The organism is Zobellella maritima (assembly GCF_003075035.1).
Taxonomy (GTDB): Bacteria; Pseudomonadota; Gammaproteobacteria; order Enterobacterales; family Aeromonadaceae; genus Oceanimonas; species Oceanimonas maritima.
The window spans coordinates 1,838,504-1,860,658 of record NZ_QCZE01000001.1 but is presented as its reverse complement, the minus strand read 5'-3'; the positions used below and the strand labels follow the sequence as shown (position 1 = coordinate 1,860,658).

General features: G+C 60.6%; 19 protein-coding genes. 8 read left to right on the top strand and 11 right to left on the bottom strand.

Annotated features, from left to right (window positions below):
• Nucleotides 1-236, top strand: a 236-nt coding sequence (locus tag DCS96_RS08605) for an isochorismatase family protein (RefSeq protein ID WP_116473877.1), incomplete at its 5' end; no start/stop codon positions are given.
• Between the two features lie 115 nt (nt 237-351).
• On the opposite strand, the gene nhaC is transcribed toward DCS96_RS08605, so the two are convergent.
• From nhaC to DCS96_RS08580, 5 genes are all read right to left on the bottom strand, one after another.
• Nucleotides 352-1,842 carry a Na+/H+ antiporter NhaC gene (nhaC, locus tag DCS96_RS08600; protein WP_116473876.1) on the bottom strand — a complete coding sequence of 497 codons (1,491 nt, stop codon included), beginning with the start codon at nt 1,840-1,842 and terminating at the stop codon, nt 352-354.
• A gap of 242 nt (nt 1,843-2,084) precedes the next feature.
• Nucleotides 2,085-4,409 carry an ATP-binding protein gene (locus DCS96_RS08595; protein ID WP_116473875.1) on the bottom strand — a complete coding sequence of 775 codons (2,325 nt, stop codon included), beginning with the start codon at nt 4,407-4,409 and terminating at the stop codon, nt 2,085-2,087.
• Entirely contained in the window at nt 4,406-5,176 is a 771-nt protein-coding gene (locus DCS96_RS08590; RefSeq protein WP_232818206.1) for a substrate-binding periplasmic protein, read from the bottom strand. The genes DCS96_RS08595 and DCS96_RS08590 overlap by 4 nt, the downstream gene beginning before the upstream one ends.
• The gene (locus DCS96_RS08585) at nt 5,173-5,898 is read right to left on the bottom strand and encodes a response regulator (protein WP_116473874.1); all 726 of its coding nucleotides are present in this window, start codon (nt 5,896-5,898) and stop codon (nt 5,173-5,175) included. Before DCS96_RS08585 ends, DCS96_RS08590 begins: the two co-directional genes overlap by 4 nt.
• Nucleotides 5,899-6,070: 172 nt before the next feature.
• Nucleotides 6,071-7,117 (bottom strand): GlxA family transcriptional regulator, encoded by a 1,047-nt coding sequence (locus tag DCS96_RS08580; RefSeq protein ID WP_116473873.1) that lies wholly within the window; start codon nt 7,115-7,117, stop codon nt 6,071-6,073.
• A gap of 376 nt (nt 7,118-7,493) precedes the next feature.
• On the opposite strand from DCS96_RS08580, the gene glyA reads away from it, so the two are divergent.
• From glyA to DCS96_RS08550, 6 genes are all read left to right on the top strand, one after another.
• A complete protein-coding gene (gene glyA, locus DCS96_RS08575) occupies nt 7,494-8,747 on the top strand; it encodes a serine hydroxymethyltransferase (RefSeq protein WP_116473872.1) in 1,254 nt (417 codons plus the stop codon).
• A 124-nt stretch (nt 8,748-8,871) separates the two neighbouring features.
• Nucleotides 8,872-10,125 (top strand): sarcosine oxidase subunit beta family protein, encoded by a 1,254-nt coding sequence (locus DCS96_RS08570; protein WP_116473871.1) that lies wholly within the window; start codon nt 8,872-8,874, stop codon nt 10,123-10,125.
• An 11-nt stretch (nt 10,126-10,136) separates the two neighbouring features.
• Nucleotides 10,137-10,433 carry a sarcosine oxidase subunit delta gene (locus tag DCS96_RS08565; protein ID WP_116473870.1) on the top strand — a complete coding sequence of 99 codons (297 nt, stop codon included), beginning with the start codon at nt 10,137-10,139 and terminating at the stop codon, nt 10,431-10,433.
• Nucleotides 10,430-13,459: a sarcosine oxidase subunit alpha gene (locus DCS96_RS08560; RefSeq protein ID WP_116473869.1), complete on the top strand. Its 3,030-nt coding sequence runs from the start codon at nt 10,430-10,432 to the stop codon at nt 13,457-13,459. Before DCS96_RS08565 ends, DCS96_RS08560 begins: the two co-directional genes overlap by 4 nt.
• The gene (locus DCS96_RS08555) at nt 13,452-14,081 is read left to right on the top strand and encodes a sarcosine oxidase subunit gamma (protein ID WP_116473868.1); all 630 of its coding nucleotides are present in this window, start codon (nt 13,452-13,454) and stop codon (nt 14,079-14,081) included. The genes DCS96_RS08560 and DCS96_RS08555 overlap by 8 nt, the downstream gene beginning before the upstream one ends.
• A gap of 133 nt (nt 14,082-14,214) precedes the next feature.
• Nucleotides 14,215-14,559 carry a cupin domain-containing protein gene (locus DCS96_RS08550; protein ID WP_116473867.1) on the top strand — a complete coding sequence of 115 codons (345 nt, stop codon included), beginning with the start codon at nt 14,215-14,217 and terminating at the stop codon, nt 14,557-14,559.
• Between the two features lie 228 nt (nt 14,560-14,787).
• On the opposite strand, the gene eda is transcribed toward DCS96_RS08550, so the two are convergent.
• The 6 genes from eda to DCS96_RS08520 form a co-directional block, all read right to left on the bottom strand.
• Nucleotides 14,788-15,438, bottom strand: coding sequence for a bifunctional 4-hydroxy-2-oxoglutarate aldolase/2-dehydro-3-deoxy-phosphogluconate aldolase (gene eda / locus DCS96_RS08545; RefSeq protein WP_116473866.1), 651 nt, complete (start codon nt 15,436-15,438; stop codon nt 14,788-14,790).
• 10 nt (nt 15,439-15,448) lie between these two features.
• Nucleotides 15,449-16,363 carry a sugar kinase gene (locus DCS96_RS08540; protein ID WP_116474575.1) on the bottom strand — a complete coding sequence of 305 codons (915 nt, stop codon included), beginning with the start codon at nt 16,361-16,363 and terminating at the stop codon, nt 15,449-15,451.
• Nucleotides 16,364-16,405: 42 nt separating this feature from the next.
• Nucleotides 16,406-17,899: a sodium:solute symporter family protein gene (locus DCS96_RS08535; protein WP_116473865.1), complete on the bottom strand. Its 1,494-nt coding sequence runs from the start codon at nt 17,897-17,899 to the stop codon at nt 16,406-16,408.
• Nucleotides 17,900-17,999: 100 nt separating this feature from the next.
• A complete protein-coding gene (locus DCS96_RS08530; RefSeq protein ID WP_116473864.1) occupies nt 18,000-18,389 on the bottom strand; it encodes a RidA family protein in 390 nt (129 codons plus the stop codon).
• Nucleotides 18,386-19,840, bottom strand: coding sequence for an N-acyl-D-amino-acid deacylase family protein (locus DCS96_RS08525; protein ID WP_116473863.1), 1,455 nt, complete (start codon nt 19,838-19,840; stop codon nt 18,386-18,388). The genes DCS96_RS08530 and DCS96_RS08525 overlap by 4 nt, the downstream gene beginning before the upstream one ends.
• A 25-nt stretch (nt 19,841-19,865) precedes the next feature.
• Nucleotides 19,866-20,729 (bottom strand): MurR/RpiR family transcriptional regulator, encoded by an 864-nt coding sequence (locus tag DCS96_RS08520; RefSeq protein ID WP_116473862.1) that lies wholly within the window; start codon nt 20,727-20,729, stop codon nt 19,866-19,868.
• Between the two features lie 185 nt (nt 20,730-20,914).
• Between DCS96_RS08520 and DCS96_RS08515 the strand changes: the two genes are divergently transcribed.
• Nucleotides 20,915-22,141, top strand: coding sequence for an amino acid deaminase (locus DCS96_RS08515; protein ID WP_116473861.1), 1,227 nt, complete (start codon nt 20,915-20,917; stop codon nt 22,139-22,141).
• Nucleotides 22,142-22,155: the final 14 nt, after the last annotated feature.

The following is a 22,155-nucleotide window of genomic DNA, read 5'->3' as shown; positions in this document are numbered from 1 at the left end:
CCGCCGGGGTAGACACAGTGCTGGTGACCGGGGTGACAGCCTCGGCCTGCGTGCGTACCACCATCTGTGATGCCATGGCCGAAGGCTTCCGCCCGATCGCGGTGAAGGAATGTATCGGCGACCGTATCCCGGGTGCCGTGGCCTGGAACCTGTTTGATATCGACGCCAAGTTCGGTGACGTGGAGTCAGTTGATACCTGTGTGGACTATCTGAATACACTGGGCAGCAGAAAATAACATACAGCCATAGATAATTAATAAAGCGAAACATAAACGGGCCAGTTGGCCCGTTTATGTTTATAGCAGATGCGGAATAAGCAGCCCCTCATGCGAGGGGCTGCTTCTGTGGGTGTTAGCTGGCCGTTAGTGGCTGTTTTTCGGTGACCGAAGCGGTGTTCTCTTCTTCCTGTCGCCAGCGCGCTATCTCGTCGGCGGATGCTTTGGGTGAGAACCAGCCCATATGGGCGTAAAACATGCCGATCAGTGGCGACAGCCAGCAGGCGAAGGCCAGGGGGATGTACAGCAGGTTGATGGTCTGGCCCTCGGCAATGCCCAGCCCGAGCGCGGTGATCACCACGGCGCCGCCTGCGTTCCAGGGGATCAGCGGCGAAACCAGGGTACCCCCTTCCTCGGTGGCCCGGGACAGGTTGAGCGCCGAGTAGCCCTGCTTGCGGTAGGCGGGGGCGAACATGCGGCCGGGCAGGGCGATGGACAGATAGGGGTCACCACCGATCACATTGGTCATGGCCGAGGTGGCGATGGCGGATGATTGCATGGTGGCAAAGCTGTTCGAGCGGGACAGTATCTTGTCAACCAGCACCTCCAGGCAGCGGGTGTGCTCCAGGATACCGCCGAACGCCAGGGCGATCAGCATCAGGGTAATGACCCAGGTCATGGACTGGATACCACCCCGGTTCAGCAAGGCGTCGATTTCGCGGATGCCGGAGTCTATCTTGTAGCCGCCGAACATGTACTGGAACACTTCCTGCAGGCCGACCCCCTGGGCTGTTATGGCGACCACGGCACCCAGCAGCGCGCCGACAAACAGGGTCGGCAGGGCCGGCATCTTCTTCACCGCCAGGGTGATGGTCACCGCCAGTGGCAGCAGCAGCATCCACGACAGGGTAAAGCTGTCTTCCAGGCCATGGATGATCAGCTGGACCTTGCTGAAGTCCACCTGCTCGGCGTTGATCAGGTTGAATCCGACAAACAGGTAGATAACCAGGGCAATCAGCATGGCCGGTATGGTGGTCGGCAGCATGTTACGGATATGGTCGAACAGGTCGACCCCGGTCACGGCCGGTGCCAGGTTGGTGGTGTCCGACAGGGGCGACATCTTGTCGCCGAAAAAGGCGCCGGAAACCACGGCGCCGGCGGTCCAGTACATGGGGATGTCAAAGCCGGTGCCGATGCCCATCAGGGCCAGGCCGACGGTGCCCGTGGTACCCCATGAGGTGCCGAGAGACAGGGATACCACGGCGCAGATCAGCACACTGGCGGCGAGAAACAACTCCGGCGACAGCAGGCTGAGGCCGAGCGTGATCAGGTAGGGTACAGTGCCGCTGGCAATCCAGACCCCGATGATCATGCCGACAATGATCAGGATGCCGACGGACTGCAGGCCCAGTCGTACCACCTTGATAATGCCTGCTTCCATAGCATCCCAGCGATAGCCGCGAAACCAGCCGATCAGGGCGGTGATGGCGATACCGAGGGCCAGCGGGATATGGGGGGTAAAGTCATTGAAGTAGAAAAGCTGTACGCCCAGCACCAGGAAGGTGAGGGCAATGGGCAGCAGCGCCAGGAAAAAGCTCGGCTTCTGCGGGATGGGTTTGGTCGTCATGGTTCCCTCCATACACTAGATTGAGCAAGCCACGGCTGTTCGCTCGACAGGGCGTCGGTCAGCAGCGTGTGCCTTGCGTATTGGTCGCACCACAAGGGGGACTGAGTGCAGACTAACATCCTGTTGTAATGGCGGTGTTTACTGATTGTGCGTATTTGTAATAACTTGTTACGCTTGTTGTGTTTGTTTTCAACTATCTGATTATATTGACTTTATTTTTCCGTGGAGGCGGGCAGCCACCGTCAGTGGGGTTGCTCGAGTTCCGTCAGCAGGGCATCAAGCTGGGTGAGGGTGCCGGCCATGGCATCCTGCAATTCGCCGGGCAGGGAGGCGGGAATGTGTGCCTGGTCGTGGGCATGGGTTTCTATCTGTTGCACCAGCCGGCTGAACTCGGCAAACCCCAGCATGGCGCTGGCGCCAGCCAGCCTGTGGGCCAGCTGCTCGATTTCGTAGGGGTCACCGGCGGTCATTTCTTCAGCCAGGGCGCGACAGTCGTCCGGCAGCTGCCGACGGAACCGGGCCAGCAGGGTCTTCACCTGATGTTTGCCCAGGATGGCGCTGCTTTTCGCCAGCAGCGGGTTTTCCGCGAGCAACCCCTGAGGTTGCAGGTCGGGGTGAGCTGTGGGCCGGCCGATGGGGTCTGTGCCGCATGCGCCCATCAGTGCCTGCCGCAGCTTCTGCTGGTGGACCGGCTTCGCCACCACCGCCTGCAGGCCGGCATCCAGGTAGCGTTTGATATCCCCGGGCATAACACTGGCGGTGATGGCGATGATGGGGGTGTCTTTGTTCAGTTGGCCGGGGTGGTCATGGATATGCCGGCTGACGGTGATGCCATCCATCCTGGGGAGATGCATGTCCATCAGGATCACGTCAAACGACTGTTGCGCCGTGATGGCGATGGCCGACTCGCCGTCTTCGGCCAGGCAGACCAGGTGGCCATCATGCTCCAGCAGCCCGGTGATCACCTGCTGATTGACGGGCATGTCTTCCACCAGCAGTATGCTCAGGCTGTCGATGGCCTCCACCGGCGTTATTTCCGGCCGTTCCGGGGGGCTGCTCACCGGCTTGAGGGGAAGTTCGAACCAGAACTCGCTGCCCTGGCCGGGGCTGCTGTTTACCCCTATGGTGCCGCCCATGGCGTGAACCAGGGTCTGACAGATGGCTAACCCCAGTCCGGTCCCGCCGTATTTGCGGGTAACTGACTCGTCGGCCTGGGTAAAGCGATGGAATATCCGCTGCTGCTGTTCCGGGGGGATGCCGATACCCGTATCGTGCACGGTAAAGCGCAGCCGGTTGTGAGTCTTCAAGGTGATATGGAGCTGGACACTGCCCTGTTCGGTGAACTTGATGGCGTTGGCGAGCAGGTTGGCGAGCACCTGGCGCAGGCGACCGGCATACCCCCGATAATAATGGTGGAGCTCTGGGGCCAGTTCGGTATCTATGGTCAGCCGCTTTTCCTGGGCGTAGCCCTGCATCAGCGCCATGCAGTCCTGGACCAGGCCGGTCAGTGAAAAATCCACCTGCTCGTCACTCAACATGCCCTGTTCCAGCTTGGCGTAATCCAGGACATCGTTTAACTGCATCAGCAGGTGCTCGGAGGATTGCCTGAGGGTGTGCAGGTAGCCCCGTTCTGTTTCGTTCAGCCGGGCGTGCTGCAAAAGCTGGATGGTGCCCAGGATGCCGTTCATGGGGGTTCTTATTTCATGGGTCATGGTTTCCAAAAAGCGGGACTTCGCCTGATTGGCTGACTCCGCCGCTTCTTTTGCCCGCAGCAGGCTGCGGGTTCTTTTCTCCACCATGGCCTGCAGCTCCTGCTTGTGCCGCTTCAGCTGCCTGCGCTCCTGCTCCCCGTGCTCCAGATCCTGGCGGATGGCCTGGCGCATATTGTTGAGGGCGCTGACCACCGTATCCAGCTCGTCCTGCTGGCGGTGCTCGGGGCGGCTGAGCGCCAAGGGCGTATCGAGGTGCCCCCGACCCAGTTGCTCAACATAGCGGGCCATGGCCTCCAGATGCCGGGTGACCAGCCGTTGAAAGAGGAACATGATGCTGAAGGCGATGGCCAGTATGGTCAGGGTGTAGCTGAACAGGGTGATCATGGCGCCCTGCAGCAGCTGCTGGCGGATGCTGCCTTCATCCACCCACAGCGCCAGCGAGCCTATGTGTTGCCTGCCCAGGGTCGGGCTCTGGTAACCGAGATCGAAGCGGTAGGGGATGGCGGAGGTCTGTGATTGATCATGGTCGCCAATAACCAGTGGCTGTGCAAAGGAGTCGGATTCCAGCCGCAGGGAAGACATATGCGGCATGTCCAGGATGCTTTTTAGCTGCAGGCGGGTCTGCTCTATATTCAGATCCCAGATGCTTTTCGACAGGCTGTCGAGATAGCCGCTTTCTATCAGCCGCAGGCGCTCCTCGATGGCGTTTCGCTCCTTGTGGTAATCGCTGTAAAGCTGCAGGCAGGTTGAGATGAGGGAGAACAGCAGGCTGCAGGCCAGCACCATCAGGAACATCCTGAAACCCAGGGGATGGGCCTTGCGATAATTGGGCAGGCTGCGCGGCATGATGTTCATCTGGCCGGTGCCTCCCCGGCGGGCCGCCGTGAAAGATAGTCCTGGCTGTAGTGCTCGGTAATATACTGAATGTACTTTTCAACGGTCAGCTCGTTGATACGGGCGGACAGATAGGGCAGGTGCTTCACCAGGGGCGAGTCACGTCGTATGGCCAGGTAATACTGCTCTATGGTAATGATGTTCGGCAATGGCTTGAGCCTGCTCCGATAGGCAAAGTGTTGCAGTTGCAATGATGCGGTCAGCTTGCCGATGGGCATATAGTCGATCCTGCCCATGGCCAGTTTCATCATGTTCTGGCGGCCTTCCGATACCCGTTCCACAAAGGCCTCCTGCCTGACGAAATCATCAAACTCGTCACCGAAACTATCGCCAAACAGCAGGCCGATGGTCTTGCCTTTCAGTTGCTCCAGGCGGGTGACCGGTTCCGGGTTGTCGGCGTGGGTGAGCAGTATGATGGGGTCGGCGATGATGGGGTAGTCGGTGAAGCGGAAGTCCTGTTGGCGTTGGGCCGTTTGATAGGCCGCGACGATGACCTCGACCCTGCCGGTCCTGGCTTCCTGCAGGCAGCGTTCCCAGTTGCCGAAGACAGACAGCGCCAGGGTATGGCCCAGCTCCCTGAACAGTTTTTCTGCCAGGTGGGGGGCGATACCGGTCAGCTGCCGGTCCTGGGCCCAGGAAATGGGCGGATAGACCGGATGACCACAGGCGAGCACAGTACGGGCCTCGACCCGGGTTGCCAGCATCAGCAACAGCAGCAGAATTCTCAAGGGAGATCGATGGCCTTGGGGGTAAAGATGTAGCCCACGCCATGGACCGTTAAGATCATCTTGGGGTCGGCCGGGTTGTCTTGCAGTTTTTTGCGCAGTCGCCCGACCAGCACATCCACGGTCCTGTCGCTGGGAACCCATTCGCGGTTTTTGATTTGATCAAGCAGCTGATCGCGGGTCAGCGTCCTGCCCGAATTGTTGATAAAGGCGCACAGCAGTTGATACTCGCCATCGGTCAGGGAGAGGGCTTCGCCGTCGGCATTGATCAGCACCCGGCGGTCGAGATCCAGGGTCCAGGCATCGAACTGCTTGATATTCGGGGCGGATGCGACCTGCGGGGCGGCGGCGATACTGCGCACCCGTCTCACCAGGTTCTTGGCCCTGGCCAGGATCTCCCTGGGGTTGAAGGGTTTGGTGATAAAGTCGTCGGCACCACATTCCAGCCCGATAATGCGCTCTATTTCATCCTGTTTGCTGGTGACTAGAATAATGCCGATCTCGGATTTCACCCGGATCTCCCGGGTCAGGGTCAGGCCGTCCTTGCCCGGCAGCCGGATGTCCAGCAGGATGAGATCTATGTTGTTTTCGGCCAATATTTTTTCGGCAAGCTCGGCAGAGCCGGCTTCAAATACCCGATAGTTTTCCGCGGTAAAGTAGTTGACGAGACACTCCCTCGTCAGCTCTTCATCCTCGACGATCAATATCTTTATGTCCGTTGTCATCTTGACAGTACATCTCCTGAAATCACCCGGGCGCCTATCCAGGATGTGTCTGCGTCCGGGTCAGAGCACCGGCGCATAATCAATCAAGGAACCGTTAACCAAACCCGTGTATCTAGCACGCCCGCCGTTTTACTGTCAACATTGCCCCTACCCAGGATGATGAGCGTTCTGCTTACCCCCGTTGCTTCTGCCTTGCCTGGCTGGGGGAGATGCCGAAATAGTCCTTGAAGCAATGGCTGAAATGGGTAGAGCTGAGGAAACCGCAGGCCACGGCGATGTTAACGATGGTGTCATCGCTCTGCAGCAGCAGGCGACGGGCATGGGTGATGCGCAGCTCCAGGTAGTAACGGGAGGGAGTGGTCTCCATATGAGTTTGAAATAGCCGTTCGATGCGTCGCCGGGACACCCCCACGAAGGAAGCCAGCTCATCGACGCTGAGCGGTTCTTCGATATTGCTGCTCATCAGCCGCAGCAGGTTGCGCAGGGTCTCCGGGAAGCTGGGGTCATCGGCGGGCAGCACCAGCTTGGCCTCATCGCTGTCGGCGACCTGATCACAACTGAGGATCTCCCGGATGGCCCGCACCGTTGCCTTGTCCTGGACCTGCTCGATCAACGCCAGCATCATCTCCAGGGCACTGCTGGGACCGGCGCTGGTCACCCGCTTGTCTTCCGCCACCAGTACTCGCTCGGAAACCTTCACCTTGTCGAACCGCTCCCGGGCGAAGGCGTGGTTGTCCGGGTGCAGGGCACAACTTTGCTGGTCGAGCAACCCGGCATAGGCCAGCGGAATGGCGCCGTTCCAGAGTCCGCCCAGGATGATGTCGTTTTTGGCCGCGGCCCTCAACTTGGCGGTCAGCAATGGTTGTTCCGCCAGGGAGCAACGATAGCCGCCGCAGACTATCAGGATGTCCAGGGCCTGTTCGCCCTCCAGCGGTAACTGGGTCAGCTCGCCGGTGGTGGAGATATCCAGCGCCAGGTCGCTTTTTACCATGACCGCATCCAGCCCGAAGGTACAGAAGCTGAACAGGGGGGCCGTACGCACCAGGTTGGCGGTGACCAGGGCGTCGACCGCTGCGGTAAAGGCCATCATGGAAAAGTGCTCCAGCAGCACAAAGCCCACTCGTACCGGCTTTTCGTCTGTTTCCGGACTCGGCAGGAAGGCGCTGTTGGCATCACGCAACAGGCTACTGAAATGACGTTTTTCTTTGGCTTCACGCATCGATGGCAGACTCGTTACAGCGGATGGTAACCAGGTTGAACCTGGATAAAGGGACATTTGTTCAATATTACCGGCTCCTGCCCGGCTTTTCACCCTCGGTACCCGCCGGGCTCGGGTGTCGCAAACAGCTAGGCAGCCCTCGGCTCTCGCCGGGCACGGATGTCGTAAATCGGCAGGTGACGGCCACGCATAGTAACATTTTCCGCACATTCCTGTCGCAAATACACAGCATTACGCCGCAGCCAGTCAAACACCGGGTGCTTGCACTCTTTACTATGAGCCTCAATAAGGCTTGGAGTGCACCTGTTAAGAGGCGCTGCCAGGGATGAGTAAGTCTGCTTGGGTGGCCCATCGCCCGGAAAGGAGAGCAAAGAAGATGTTTAGCAAGCACACGCGTATTCAGGATATTGATCCGGCTGTCTGGGCCGCCATGGAAGAAGAAGCCAGCCGTCAGGAACAGCATATCGAGCTGATCGCCTCCGAAAACTATACCAGCCCCGCGGTGATGGAAGCCCAGGGCTCTGTGCTGACCAACAAATACGCCGAAGGTTACCCGGGCAAGCGCTACTACGGCGGCTGCCAGGCGGTGGACAAGATTGAACAGCTGGCCATCGATCGTGCCAAGGCGCTGTTCGGCGCCGACTATGCCAACGTCCAGCCTCATTCCGGTTCCCAGGCTAATGCCGCCGTCTTTATGGCCTTGTGCGAGCCGGGCGATACCATACTCGGCATGAGCCTGGCTCATGGCGGCCACCTGACTCACGGCGCCAAGGTGAGCTTTTCCGGCAAGATCTACAATGCGGTGCAATACGGCCTGAACGAGGCCACCGGCGAGGTGGATTATGATCAGGTCGAAGCCCTGGCCATCGAGCACAAGCCGCGCATGATAGTGGCCGGTTTTTCTGCCTACTCCCGGGTCATGGACTGGGCCCGCTTCCGTGCCATCGCCGACAAGGTGGGTGCCTACCTGTTCGTGGACATGGCCCATGTTGCCGGCCTGGTTGCCGCCGGCCTCTATCCCAATCCGCTGCCGTTTGCCGATGTGGTGACTACCACCACCCACAAGACCCTGCGCGGTCCCCGTGGCGGCCTGATCCTGGCGCGCACCAACCCGGAACTCGAGAAGAAGCTCAATGCCGCTGTCTTCCCCGGTGGTCAGGGCGGCCCGCTGATGCATGCCATCGCTGCCAAGGCCGTGGCCTTTGCCGAGGCCCTGGCGCCGGAGTTCCGCGATTACCAGCAGGGCGTAATCGACAATGCCCGCGCCATGGTGGAAGTGTTCCAGAAGCGGGGCTTCAACGTCGTTTCCAACGGCACCGACAACCATCTTTTCCTGCTGGACCTGTCCGACAAGGGCATTACCGGCAAGGACGCGGACCGGGTGCTGGGCGATGCCCATATCACGGTCAACAAGAATGCCGTACCCAATGATCCTCAGTCGCCTTTTGTGACTTCCGGCCTGCGTATCGGCACCCCGGCGGTGACCAGTCGCGGCTTCAAGGTCGAGCATTGCCGCCAGCTGGCCGGCTGGATCTGCGACATTCTGGAGCACATGGATGACCCCGAGGTGATTATCGCGGTGAAAGATCAGGTCGCCACCCTGTGCAGCTATTTTCCGGTATATCGCTAACCCTATATTCGCTTTAGACGAGCGACTGTATGCCCCGGCAGGCGGGGTGGGGCGGCCCCAAACGGCCCAGCCCGCAAGTCTGTCGGACTGACAACGTTCGCCCTTACCAAGAACAGGTGACAGTATGCAAAAGTATTCAGGTTTCGGGTTGCTCAAGCACGCCCTCAGCCACCACGAGAACTGGCAGCGGGTGTGGCAGAATCCTACCCCCAAGAAAGAAGGCTATGATGTGATCATCGTCGGCGGTGGCGGCCACGGCCTGGCCACTGCCTATTACCTGGCCAAGGTACACGGCATCACCAATGTGGCGGTGATCGAGAAGGGCTACCTGGGCGGCGGTAACACCGCCCGTAACACCACCATAGTCCGCTCCAACTATCTGTGGGACGAGGCAGCCTGGCTGTACGAGCATTCCATGAAGCTGTGGGAAGGCCTGGCCCAGGACCTCAACTACAACCTGATGTTCAGCCAGCGTGGCGTGCTCAACCTGGGTCATACCCTGCAGGACATGCGCGACATCGAGCGCCGGGTCAACGCCAACCGCCTCAACGGCATCGATGGCGAAGTGCTTACCGCCCAGCAGGTGCAGGACATGGTGCCGATCCTGGACTGCTCCAAGAATGCCCGCTACCCGGTAATGGGTGCATCCTGGCAGGCCCGCGGCGGTACCGCCCGTCACGACGCCGTGGCCTGGGGCTTTGCCCGTGCCGCCGACGCTTTGGGCGTCCACCTGATCCAGCAGACCGAAGTCACCGGCATCCGCCGTGCCAACGGCGCCGTGACCGGTGTGGAAACCAGCCGTGGTTTCATCTCCGCGCCCAAGGTGGCCTGCGTGACCGCCGGCAACTCCGGGGTAATGGCTAACATGGTGGGCATGAAGCTGCCGCTCGAGTCCCATCCACTGCAGGCCATGGTATCCGAGCCGCTCAAGCCGATTCTCGACACTGTGGTGATGTCCAACCACGTACACGGCTATGTGTCTCAGTCCGACAAGGGTGACCTGGTGATCGGCGCCGGTATCGACAGCTTCCTCGGCTATGGCCAGCGCGGATCTTTCCCAACCGTCGAGCACACCATCGCCGCCATCGTCGAGATGTTCCCGATCTTCAGCCGTGTGCGCCTCAACCGCACCTGGGGCGGTATCGTCGATACCTGTCCGGACGCCTGCCCGATCATTTCCAAGACCCATATCAAGGGGCTGTATTTCAACTGCGGTTGGGGTACCGGTGGCTTCAAGGCTACCCCCGGCTCGGGCCATGTGTTTGCCCATACCATCGCCCATGACGAGCCCCATGATCTGGCCCGGCCCTTTACCATTGACCGCTTCAACACCGGTCACCTGATCGATGAACACGGCGCCGCCGGCGTGGCCCACTAAGGAGAGCCCCCATGTTACATATTTACTGCCCCCACTGTGGGGAAATGCGGGAAGAAGAAGAGTTTCACTGTGCCGGCGAAGCCCATATTGCACGGCCGACCGATCCGGATGCGCTGACCGACGAACAGTGGGCCCAGTACCTGTTTTTCCGCAAGAACCCGCGCGGCCTGCACCATGAGTTGTGGATCCACGCGACTGGCTGCCGCAAGTTCTTTAACGCGACCCGGCACACGGTGACCTACGAAATCAAGGAAACCTACAAGATTGGCGAGCAACCCCAGGTGGTTGAGCAAGGAGGCAACGCATGAGCCAGAAAAACCGCATCAGCAGCAAGGGCCGGGTTAACCGCAGCAAGCCCCTGAGCTTTATCTTCAACGGCACCCGTTACCAGGGTTTCGAGGGCGACACCATCGCCTCGGCGCTGCTGGCCAACGGCGTGGATGTGGTCGGTCGTTCGTTCAAGTATTCCCGTCCCCGCGGCATCACCGCCGCCGGTGCCGAAGAGCCGAACTGCATCCTGCAGGTAGGTAGTCAGGAAGCGACCCTGATCCCCAATATCCGCGGCACCCAGGCCGATCTGTATGATGGCCTGACCGCCACCAGCACCAACGGCTGGCCCAATGTGGATAAGGACATCATGGGCGTGATGGGCAAGCTCGGCGGCAGCATGATGCCCCCCGGCTTCTACTACAAGACCTTCATGTACCCCGAGTCCATGTGGCCGAAGTACGAACATCTGATCCGCAAGGCGGCCGGTCTGGGCCGGGTGCCGAAAGAGCGCGATCCGGACAGCTACGACAAGCTCAATCACCACTGTGACGTGCTGATTGTCGGTGGCGGTGCCGCCGGCCTGGCCGCGGCGCTGGCCGCCGGTCGTCGCGGTGCGCGGGTGATGCTGGTCGATGAGCAAAACGAGTTCGGTGGTCACCTGCTGCACAGCACCCAGCTGATCAACGGCCAGGCGCCGAGCCAGTGGGTGGCGGCGGCGGTCAAGGAGCTGCAGGCTCTGCCCGATGTACAACTGCTGCCGCGCAGTACCGGTATTGGCTACTATGATCAAAACTTTGTCACCGTGCTCGAGCGGCGCACCGACCACCTGGGTGAGCGGGTGTCCGGCCAGAGCCGTCAGCGGCTGCACCGGATCCGTGCCAAGCAGGTGATCCTGGCCACCGGCGCTCACGAGCGTCCGCTGGTGTACGGCAACAACGATCTGCCCGGCTGTTTGGTGGCCGGTGCCGTGTCCACCTATATCAACCGTTATGGTGTGGTACCTGGTCAGCAGCTGCTGTTGATGACCACCAACGATCATGGCTACCAGACCGCCATCGACTGGCTGGACGCGGGTCGTCCGGTTGCGGCCGTGGTCGACAGCCGTGCTGCTCCCCGCGGTGAGCGCTATCAGGCGCTGAAGGCGCGCGGCGTAACTATCTATACCGGCCATGGCGTGATCGAGGCCAAGGGCAAGAAGCGGGTCAGCGGCGCCCTGGTAGCACCGCTCAATGCCGACGGCACCCAGGTGACCGGCAAGGCCATCGAAGTGGCCTGTGACACCATCGCCACCTCCGGCGGTTGGAGCCCGGTGGTACACCTGGCTTGCCATACCGGTTCCAAGCCGGTATGGCGGGACGATATCGCCGGTTTCGTACCCGGCCCGACCGTACAGAAGCAGCTGCTGGCAGGCGGGGTACAGGGCAGCTATGCGTTGTCGGCCGTGCTGGCCGAAGGCCTGGTCGCCGGCCGTGAGGCGGCTGTCGCCGCCGGTTACGGCGAGTTGTCCGCCAGCGTGGTGGATGCAGAAATCAGCACCCGTGACCCTCAGGAAGATGCTGCCCAGGCCCTGTACCTGGTGCCGCACAGCAAGCCGGTCAGCCGGGCGCCCAAGCAGTTCGTCGATTATCAGAACGACGTAACCGCAGCGGGTATCCAGCTGGCGGTCCGTGAGGGCTTCGAGTCCATCGAGCACATCAAGCGCTATACTGCCATGGGCTTTGGTACCGACCAGGGCAAGCTGGGCAACATCAACGGCATGGCCATTGCCGCCCAGAGCATGAACAAGAGCATCCCGGAAACCGGCACGACCGTGTTCCGTCCCAACTATACTCCGGTGACCTTCGGAGCACTGGCCGGGCGTGATGCACACCACCTGTTCGATCCGGCGCGTTTTACGCCCATGCATGCCTGGCATGTCAAGCATGGTGCCGAGTTCGAGGATGTGGGCCAGTGGAAGCGTCCCTGGTACTTCCCCAAGGCCGGTGAGGATCTGCACAAGGCCGTGAATCGGGAATGTGTGGCGACCCGTACCAGCGTGGGCATTATGGATGCTTCAACCCTGGGCAAGATCGACATCCAGGGTGCGGACGCGCGGGAATTCCTCAACCGCATCTACACCAACGCCTGGACCAAGCTGGCGGTGGGCAAGTGCCGCTACGGCCTGATGTGTAAGGAAGACGGCATGATCTTCGATGACGGGGTTACTTCCTGCATCGACGATAACCACTTCATCATGACCACCACCACCGGCGGCGCCGCCGGCGTGCTGCAGTGGCTGGAATTGTGGCACCAGACCGAGTGGCCGGAGCTGGAAGTGTATATGACCAGTGTTACCGATCACTGGGCGACCATGACCGTTTCGGGCCCCAACAGCCGCAAGGTGCTGGAGAAGGTGGCCGAGAATGTAGACCTGTCCGGTGAGAACTTCAAGTTCATGGACTGGCGGTCGGCGACGGTGGCCGGTGTGGCGGCGCGTATCTTCCGCATCTCCTTTACCGGTGAGCTGTCGTTTGAAATCAACGTGCAGGCCAACTATGGATTGCACGTGTGGGAAGCGCTGATGGAGGCAGGTGCCGAGTTCAACATCACCCCCTATGGCACCGAGACCATGCACGTGCTGCGCGCCGAGAAGGGCTTTATCATCGCCGGTCAGGACACCGACGGCTCTGTGACCCCCGACGACATGGCGATGGGCTGGGCGATCGGCAAGACGAAGGAGTTTCCGTTTATCGGCAAGCGCTCCTGGTCGCGTTCCGATACCGCGCGTACCGACCGTAAGCAGTTTGTGGGCCTGAAGTCCAAGGATCCTCAGGTGGTGATTCCGGAAGGGGCGCAGATCGTACTGGATCCCAAGCAGGCTATTCCGATGAAGATGGAAGGTCATGTGTCATCCAGCTATTACAGCGCCAACCTGGGCCACTCGATAGCCCTGGCACTGGTCAAGGATGGCCTCCAGCGCACCGGTCAGACAGTGTATTGTCCGCTGGCGGACGGCCGTGTGCTGGAAGCGGAAATCACCAGCCCCATTTTCTATGATCCCAAAGGAGAGCGTCAGCATGTCTAAGGTAACCACCAAACTGGCCGAGTCCACTCAACAGGTGCGGGTTGAATCCCCCCTGTACCATGCCGACCTGCCGGCGCTGGCTGAAAAAAATCTGCAGGGAGAGGTCGTACTGCGGGAGAAGGCGTTGCTGGGGCACCTGGTGCTACGCGGCAATGCCGGCAACGATCTGTTTGCCAGCGTGGTTGCCAAGGTACTGGGTGTCGCATTGCCCACCGAGCCAAGCAGCTCGGCGGAAAACGACCAGGTACTGGTGCAGTGGCTAGCGCCGGACGAGTGGCTGATCATAGTAGAGGGCGGCCGTGAAGGGCAGTTGGAAGCCCAGCTACGCGAGCAGCTGACGGGCCACTATGCCATCAACGACGTCAGCGGCGGCCAGACAGTGTTGGAGCTGTCCGGTCCCAAGGCGGAGCTGGTGCTGAAGAAGTCGACGCCCTACGACATTCACCCGTCCAACTTCCCCACCGGCAAGTGTGTGGGCACCGTGTTCGCCAAGAGCAGCGTGCTGCTGCGCCGAACCGGCGCCGACAGCTTCGAGCTGGTGGTACGCCGCAGCTTCGCGGACTATGTGTGGATGTGGTTGCAGGACGCCAGCCAGGAATATGGTCTGGTTATCAAGCGCTGATTGCCAGAGGGCCCTCAGGGGCCCTTTTCCATGGAGTATCCGGCGTTGCTGTCGGCTGCCCGGCAACAACACCAGCACGCTGAACGGCACCGGCCGTTTACCAGTTCAACCCGATAAGAGATAAGGAAATAGCATGTCAAAACGGATCACTGTCTTACGCGACACCCAGCCTGATGTTTTGCTGGATGCGACCAAGTGGGAGAAGCTCTCCGGCGACCCGCACACGGTAAACCTGAATGCCTATACCTCGGAAGACGGCAGCAAGATCATGGGCACCTGGATCTGTACCCCGGGCAAATGGGCGGTGAATTATACCAAGTGGGAATACTGCGACTTCCGTGAAGGCTACTGCATCCTTACTCCGGAAGGGGAGGAACCGATCCACCTCAAGGCCGGCGATATCTTCGTGGTCGAGCCCGGTTTCCGGGGCACCTGGGAAGTGGTGGAAACGGTCAGGAAATATTTCGTCTTCGCCTGATCCCGGTGTGACGAAATAACAGATGCAAGCCCCCAGGCAGTGATGCCCGGGGGCTTTTTGATGGATGGGTATGGCGCTGTTCAATCTGGCGCGGTGGCGGCCGGAACATGTGCCTGCCGTTCCGGCATCGCCGCCCTGGTGGTCAAATGGCATCTACCGGGTGACACTGGAGGGCTTGAGCCTGTTTTTCCCGGTAACGCGCGATAAAGCTATTTATGATGCGCGGGCTCAGGCCCGCGCATCCGGGGCGAAACGCGCTACCGCCTGCCTGACGTTCTGGCCAATGAGATCCGTAGCGCCGTCATCAACCAGCCGGGTGGGGGTTAGCCAGGTGCCGCCACAACAGATAACCCGCGGCAGCGCCAGATAGTCGCCGGCATTTTCCAGCGTCAGGCCACCGGTCGGCATCAGGCTTATCTGCTGATAAGGTGCCAGCAGGGACTTGACCATGTTGATGCCTCCCGAGGCTTCGGCCGGGAAGAATTTGAGCAGGCTCAGCTCAAGTTCCAGTGCCTGCTCCACCTGGCTCGGGTTATTGATACCGGGTATAAAGGGAACTTCAAGGGAGCGGCAGGCCTTGACTGTATTGGGGTTCAGGCCGGGGGCGACCATAAACTCGGCCCCCGCTGCAAGGGCCGCCTCGGCCTGGGCGCCGTTAAGTATGGTGCCGGCACCGATGCAGAGCTCAGGGCAGGCCTGCTTCATCAGGCGAATGGCGTCGGCCGCCCCTTCACTCCTGAAGGTCACTTCGGCCACAGGCAAGCCGTTGTCGACCAGGGCTCTGGCCAGGGCGGGGGCTTGTTCTATCCGGTTGATCTGGATAACCGGAATGATCTTGAAACGGGCCAGGGTGGTGGCCAGGGTCGTTTGGGTCAGCATGTTGTTTCCTTTAGAGCAGTGCAGCCATGGCGTCCCGGGGGATGATGGCCCCGGGGTACCGGATAACGGTTGCGGCCAGCCGGTGGCCGAGTCGGGCGGAGGCGACGGGGCTTTCCCCTTGCAGGCGGGCCGCCAGGTAGCCGGCGGCGAAGGAGTCGCCGGCGGCACAGGTATCCACGACCGCAGTAACGGGCTCGGGTGCCAGTGTCCACCTCTGTTGGTCGAGGGCGATCACACAGGCTTCGGCACCGCGTTTGATGACCAGTTCCCGGCAGCCCTGCTGCTGCCAGCGGTTGATCAGGGCTTCAACCGGGGCCTCTGGGTAGAGGGCCAGTTCGTCTTCTTCGGTCAGCAGGGCCAGGCTGACCCAGGGGGCCAACCGCTGGTAGTAGTCCCTGGCCTGTTCGGCAGACCAGAGTCTGGGTCTGAAGTTGTTGTCGAAGATCACTTCCAGGCCGCGCTCCCGGGCCAGCCGGGCGCACGCCAGCAGGCGCTCCCGGCCGGCCGGAGGCAGTATGGCCAGGCTGATGCCGCTCAGGTAAAAGGCATCCCAGCTGCCCTGCGCCAGGGTCTGCTCAAGGCGGGTCTGGGGTGAGCAGAAATATTCCCGTACCGGGCTGGCCGAACGCCAATAATGGAAGTGACGTTCGCCGTTTGGTGTCACCGTGACCAGGTAAAGTCCGGGGCTGCCTCCTTCCCGGTGCTCTACCCAATGACAATCCAGGTTCTCATCCCGCCAGGCATTGACCAGATCGGTGCTGAGTTGATCGTCGCCCAATGCCGTGGCATAGGCGACCTTGTGACCATAACGGGGTGCCAGGCGAGCCAGGTATAAACAGGTGTTGAGGGTGTCACCACCGAAGCGCAGTGCCAGGGGGGTGCCGCTTATCTCCAGCATACACTCGCCGAAGCCGATAATATTCATATCCATCTCCAGGCGGCCGAAGCCGCCTTTAACCATGTCTTATTACGCCGTCTTGGTTTGGGTGCTGCTTGCCACTGCCTGGCAGCCCGCCATTTCCATCTGTTCCCGCTCCTCGTCGAGGATCCGCAGCGCCTCTTCGGGAGTGACCCTGTTGGCGGAGGTCAGCAGGCTGATCAGGATGCCGGAGCCGGCGGCCACGATGACAGAGGGGATGCAGGGGTTGCCCCAGTAGGCTGTCCAGTCATCGTTGAGGATCACCGAGAAGGAGGCGACGGATGCCCCGATCAGGCTGGCGACGGCCCCTTGCCAGTTATAGCGCGGCCAGTAGCGGCCGAGCAGGGCGCAGACGAACATGCCCGACATCACGGTGGAGATCATCCGGGTGATATAGGTAATGATGTCATTGGATGAGAGGGCGAAGGCCAGGGCCAGGCCGATGACCGCCACCAGGGCATAGCGGGAGTAGCTGATGGCTTTTTCCTGAGGCGGCATGCGGCCGGTAAACAGGATATACAGATCCCGCAGCATGATGGATACTCCGGCGATGGCATCCGAGCTGGCTGACGACATGGTGGCGGAGAGGCCGGCGATCAGGACCACCAGGGCCAGGGCGGCGGGCAGCACGGTGGCGGCCACGAAGGGAAAGGCGAAGTTGTTGTTATCGAGCCCGGGATCTATGGCATGGGCTGCCATACCGATGATGGCCGGAAGGGCGGCAAAGAACAGGTAGAGTACCCCGGAAATCACAAAGGAACGACGCACGGTGCGCACATCCTTGCCGGAATAGATGCGCTGACGGAAGGAGGGGGTGGCCAGTACGCCCACACCCACGACCACGGCGAGAGAAATGGCCGGCAGTGTCCCCAGTTTTTCCACGGCAAATGGGGTCAGCACCGCGGGGTCCAGCCCCTGGTAAAGGTTGTCCCAGCCCCCTATATAATGGACGGCGCCGAGGGCCATCAGGATAAAGCCGAAGAAGAGCACCAGGGCCTGTATGGTGTCGGTCCAGACCACGGCGGTATAGCCGCCGATCACCACGTAGATGGTAAAGCCCAGGGCAATACAGATTTTAGCCGTGGTGATATCGATACCGGCGGCCCATGAGAGGTACAGGCTGCCTCCCAGTATATGGGCGCCGAGCCAGCCGATACAGGCGATAAAGATAAGTACCCCGACCAGATTTTTGACGGTGCGGTTGGCGCCTACATAATAGGAGAGTTCCTCACTCATGGTCATAAAGCGGAGTTTTCTGACCGGGGCAAACCACCAGGCGGTGAGCAGTATGCCGATGGCCCCGCCGATCCCGTAGAGCATGCCGGCCCAGCCGTTGGCATAGCCAAATCCCACGGCGCCCATGCTGGAACCTGTGCCCACCATGGTTGCGACCGTGGTACCCAGGGTCAGGAAGAGCGGTAGTGAGCGCCCCCCCAGCAGGAAATCGGTACTTGTCTGCTGGTGACGGGAAACCCGCCAGCCCAGCCAGATCATAAATATTACATAGGCCAGAAAGCCGCTTAGAAACAGTGTACTGTCCATAACACACCCTTTATAATTTCGTCGCTAAAACGTTTGATTGATTTGGGCGCCGCTTGTCGGCGCTTTTTTTTTATGGCGGACCCGGGCCCGCCGCGTTCCCTCAGTGGGGAGTCTTGTAACAGGTCAGATCCACTTCCACCTTGCAGTCCACGACCAAGTCGGCCACGGCACAGATGCGAGCCGGCGGGTGCGCGCCGAAATACTCCCGGAAGACCTTGTTAAAGGAAGTGAAGTAACGGGCATCTGTCAGTATGACCTTGACATGGACCACATGCTCCAGGCCGTAACCCGCATCGCGCATGATCTCCAGGCAGTTTTCGATGGCCAGGCGCGATTGCTCCACGATTCCCCCTTCGACCACTTCGCCGTCTTTCATCGGCGTCTGGCCCGAGATATAGAGCCAGCCTCCGGCTTCGACCGACCGGGCAAAGGGCAGGTGCTGCCCGCCGGTGCCGGTACCGCCTTCGGTGCCATAACGTTTGATACTCATTGTGCTTCTCCTCGATAGTGTCTGGGATATAAAAATCGTCCCTGGCGCCGACCGGTCGCGAGGCCATCCTGATAACTGAGGATGCCGTTGACCCAGACCTGGTGGATGCCTTGTGCCGGGGTGCAGGGATGGTTAAAGGTGGCGCTGTCCTGGATGTGCTCGGGATCGAACAGCACCAGATCGGCGAAATAACCGGGCTTGAGTAGGCCTCTGTCGACCAGCCCGAAGCGGCTGGCCGACAGTCCTGTCATCTTGTGTACGGCCTCCGCCAGGGAAAAGAGGCCCTGATCCCGGCTGTAATGGCCCAGTACACGGGGAAAGGCGCCCCACAGGCGCGGGTGCGGATGGGGATCATTGGGCAGGCCATCGGAGCCCACCATGCACAGGGGATGGGCCAGCACCCGGCGTACGTCTTCCTCGGCCATGCAGTGATAGACGGCACCGGCAGGCATGAGGCGCTCCGCAGCCTGATACAGGGATAACTGCCACAAGGCCGCGATCTCGGCCAGGGTTCGTCCCGCCAGTTCGGGGTGAGGTGCGGACCAGGTGATGAAAATATCGAAATCGTCTGTCACCTGCTTGAGATCCAGGGTGGAGGAGCTGGCGGCATAGGGGTAACAGTCGCAGGCGACATCCTGCTGGCGGGCCGCCAGCTCCAGGGCCGCCAGGGTCTGGACAGTCCTGCCCCAGTTTCCGGCACCGGCACACTTGAGGTGGGAGATCACCACCGGTACCCGGCCATGCCGACCGGTGGCGAAGGCTTCTTCCATGGCGTCCAGTATGCCCTCGAATTCGGTCCTGAGGTGGGTGGTATAGATGGCGTCGAAGCGGGACAATTCCTCGACCAGGGCCATGACCTCGGCAGCGGGGGCGGCATTGGCACTGGCGTATGCCAGCCCGGAGCTGAGACCCAGGGCGCCTTGTTCCAGGGCCTGGCTCAGCTGGGTACGCATGGCCGAGATCTCGTCCGGGCGGGCGGCGCGGAAGAGATCGTCCATATGGTTCTGGCGCAGGGCGGTGTGGCCCACCAGCGCGGCGACGTTGACGCTGGGCCCTGCCTGGTTGACGGCATCGATATAAGCAGACAGGGTGGGGTAGCAGAAGTCGGCCTGCTCCCCCAACAGGTTCATGGGATCAGGGGGGGCGCCCGTCAGGGTCACGGGGGCGGCACTGATGCCGCAGTTGCCGACGATAACTGTCGTTACCCCCTGGCTGAGCTTGGGCTGCATCTCCGGGGTGCGGATGACATTGGTATCATCATGGGTATGGACATCGATAAAACCCGGAGCCAGCACCAGGCCCTGCCCAGCTATATGGTGTCTGGCGATCCCCGCCAGCGCGGGCCCTATGGCCTGGATCCGCTCCCCCCGAATGGCCACGTCGGCTATATAGGGGGCGCTGCCGCTGCCGTCTATCAGCGATGCCTGGGTGATAACTACGTCGTATTCCATGCTACATCTTCCTGCTTTGTCCCGGCTAGTCGCCAAGAGGTTGTCTGTCGGTGCCGCCGCGGTGGGCATCCAGGGTCAGCTTCAGTCGCCTCAGCTGGTCCCGGACCTGACGCTTATGGGCCAGGGCCAATTCGGTGGCCACGACATCGATCAGCGCCATCATGGCGTAGCGCGATGCGGTGGGCTTGTAGATAAAGTCGGTCTCCTGGGTCACCACCCCCAGGGTCAGATCGGCCACCTTCGCCAGCGGAGAGCCTTTGCTGGTGATGGCAATCACCTTGGCGCCATAGTGCTTGGCGATCTCTGCTGATTCCACGACCTCGGGGGTAAAGCCCGTCAGCGAGAGGGCGACGAACACATCCCTGGCCGACACCGAGGAGGCCACCATGCGGCCGAGCAGGCCGTCGTTATAGCTGCTTACCACAAACCCCAGGCGGAATAACCGGAATTGCAGCTCCTGGGCCATGATGGTGGAGCCTCCGCCCATGCCTACAACCAGCGTCTGGCGTGCCTGGCTCAGCCAGCCCACTGCCTGTTTAATCGCGGCCTCGTCCACCACCTTGCGGTTCATCTCCAGCGTATTCTTGATGCCTTCATAGATGCCGTTGATGCCGTCCAGATCCGGCGCCTCGTGGATGAAGCGCTGTCCCACCGCCAGGGACTGGGCCAGGCGTACCTTCAAATCTCGTACGTCCCTACAGTTCACCGACTTGGCGAAGCGAGTAATGGTGGCCTGGCTGACGCCCGCCTCCTTCGCCAGCTGGCCTATGCTGGCCCGGGCCGATGCGGCGATATCGTCCAGCACCAGCTGGGCGACACGCTTCTCGGCATCACTCAGCTCGGGAAACTTTTCGGTGATGCGGGACACAATGTCGATCTCGTATGTCATCTTGAACCTCGTCAAAATTATTGTCTTTTCCCCTTCCAAAAACAGTGAAAATGCGCACAATTAGGAGGGTCTAACTTGATACTTTGTACCAAGATTATAGATGCCGATTATAAAATTAAATAAAAAACAATAAATTATATTGTGTTACTTTTAATTGTCTGTTTTTCAATCAAGAGGTTTTAGTTATGAAGTACCATAATTTGATCGGCCGTCATAAGGGCGGAATACCCAGTGTCAGAGCCGACGGAGGGGACAATGTGCTGGCGGAAGATTGCAGCTTGCCACTGGCCATGATCAAGGCGTCGGCCCTGGAGCACAACATTAAGTGGATGCAGTCCTTCATGAACGCCCAGGGCATGGCCTTTGCTCCCCACGGTAAAACCACCATGGCACCGGCCCTGTTTCGTCGCCAGTTGGCTGCGGGTGCCTGGGGGCTGACGGTAGCCAGCCCCCAGCAGGCCTGGACAGCCTTCGAGGCTGGATCTGAACGAATCCTAATGGCAAACCAGCTGGTGGGTAAGGCCAATATGGCCCTGGTGGCGGAACTGCTGGAAACCGGGACCGAGTTTTATTGCTGTGTCGACAGCCGGCTGAATGCGCAGCAATTGTCGGCTTTCTTCGCTTCACGGGAACAAAAACTCAAGGTGCTGGTGGAATTGGGGGTGCAGGGGGGACGCAGCGGTTGCCGTACTCTGGAGGACGCCAAGGCCCTGAGCGAAGCCATCATCGACTTACCGGGCTTGGACCTTGCCGGTGTCGAATTTTATGAAGGCGTCATCCATGGAGAGGGAGCCGAAGCCGGCATCCTGGCCCTGGTGGCGGACGCCGTCAGCCTGTTGCAGTTCCAGGCCAGCCGGCTTCCGGCCAGGCCCATGCTGATCACCGGCGCCGGCTCGGCCTGGTACGATCTGGTGGCCGAGGGGCTGAAACAGGCGGTATTGCCCGAAGGGAGTTTGCCGCTGCTGAGGCCGGGATGCTACCTGACCCATGATATGGGCATCTACGCCCAGGCCCAGCAGGGAGTGATGAACCGCAGCCAGGCAGCCTGCACCCTGGGCGGCGATCTGGTCTCGGCATTGGAGCTGGCAGCCTATGTCCAGTCCACCCCTGAGCCGGGGCTGGCCGTGATTGGCTTCGGCAAGCGCGATGTGGCCTTCGATGCGGGTCTGCCCATTCCCCTGGCCCATTACCGGGAGGGGCGGCAGATAACCGCCGAGTGCGGTGGCTGGCGTACCGAAAAGGTGATGGACCAGCATGCCTTTATGAAGCTGCCGGAAACGGTGGACATACGGGTTGGAGACATCCTTATCTTTGGCACATCGCACCCCTGCCTGACATTCGACAAGTGGCGTGCCCTTGCCCTGGTTGATGATGGATATCAATTATTGGATTCTATTGAAACCCATTTTTGATGTCATCAAATAAC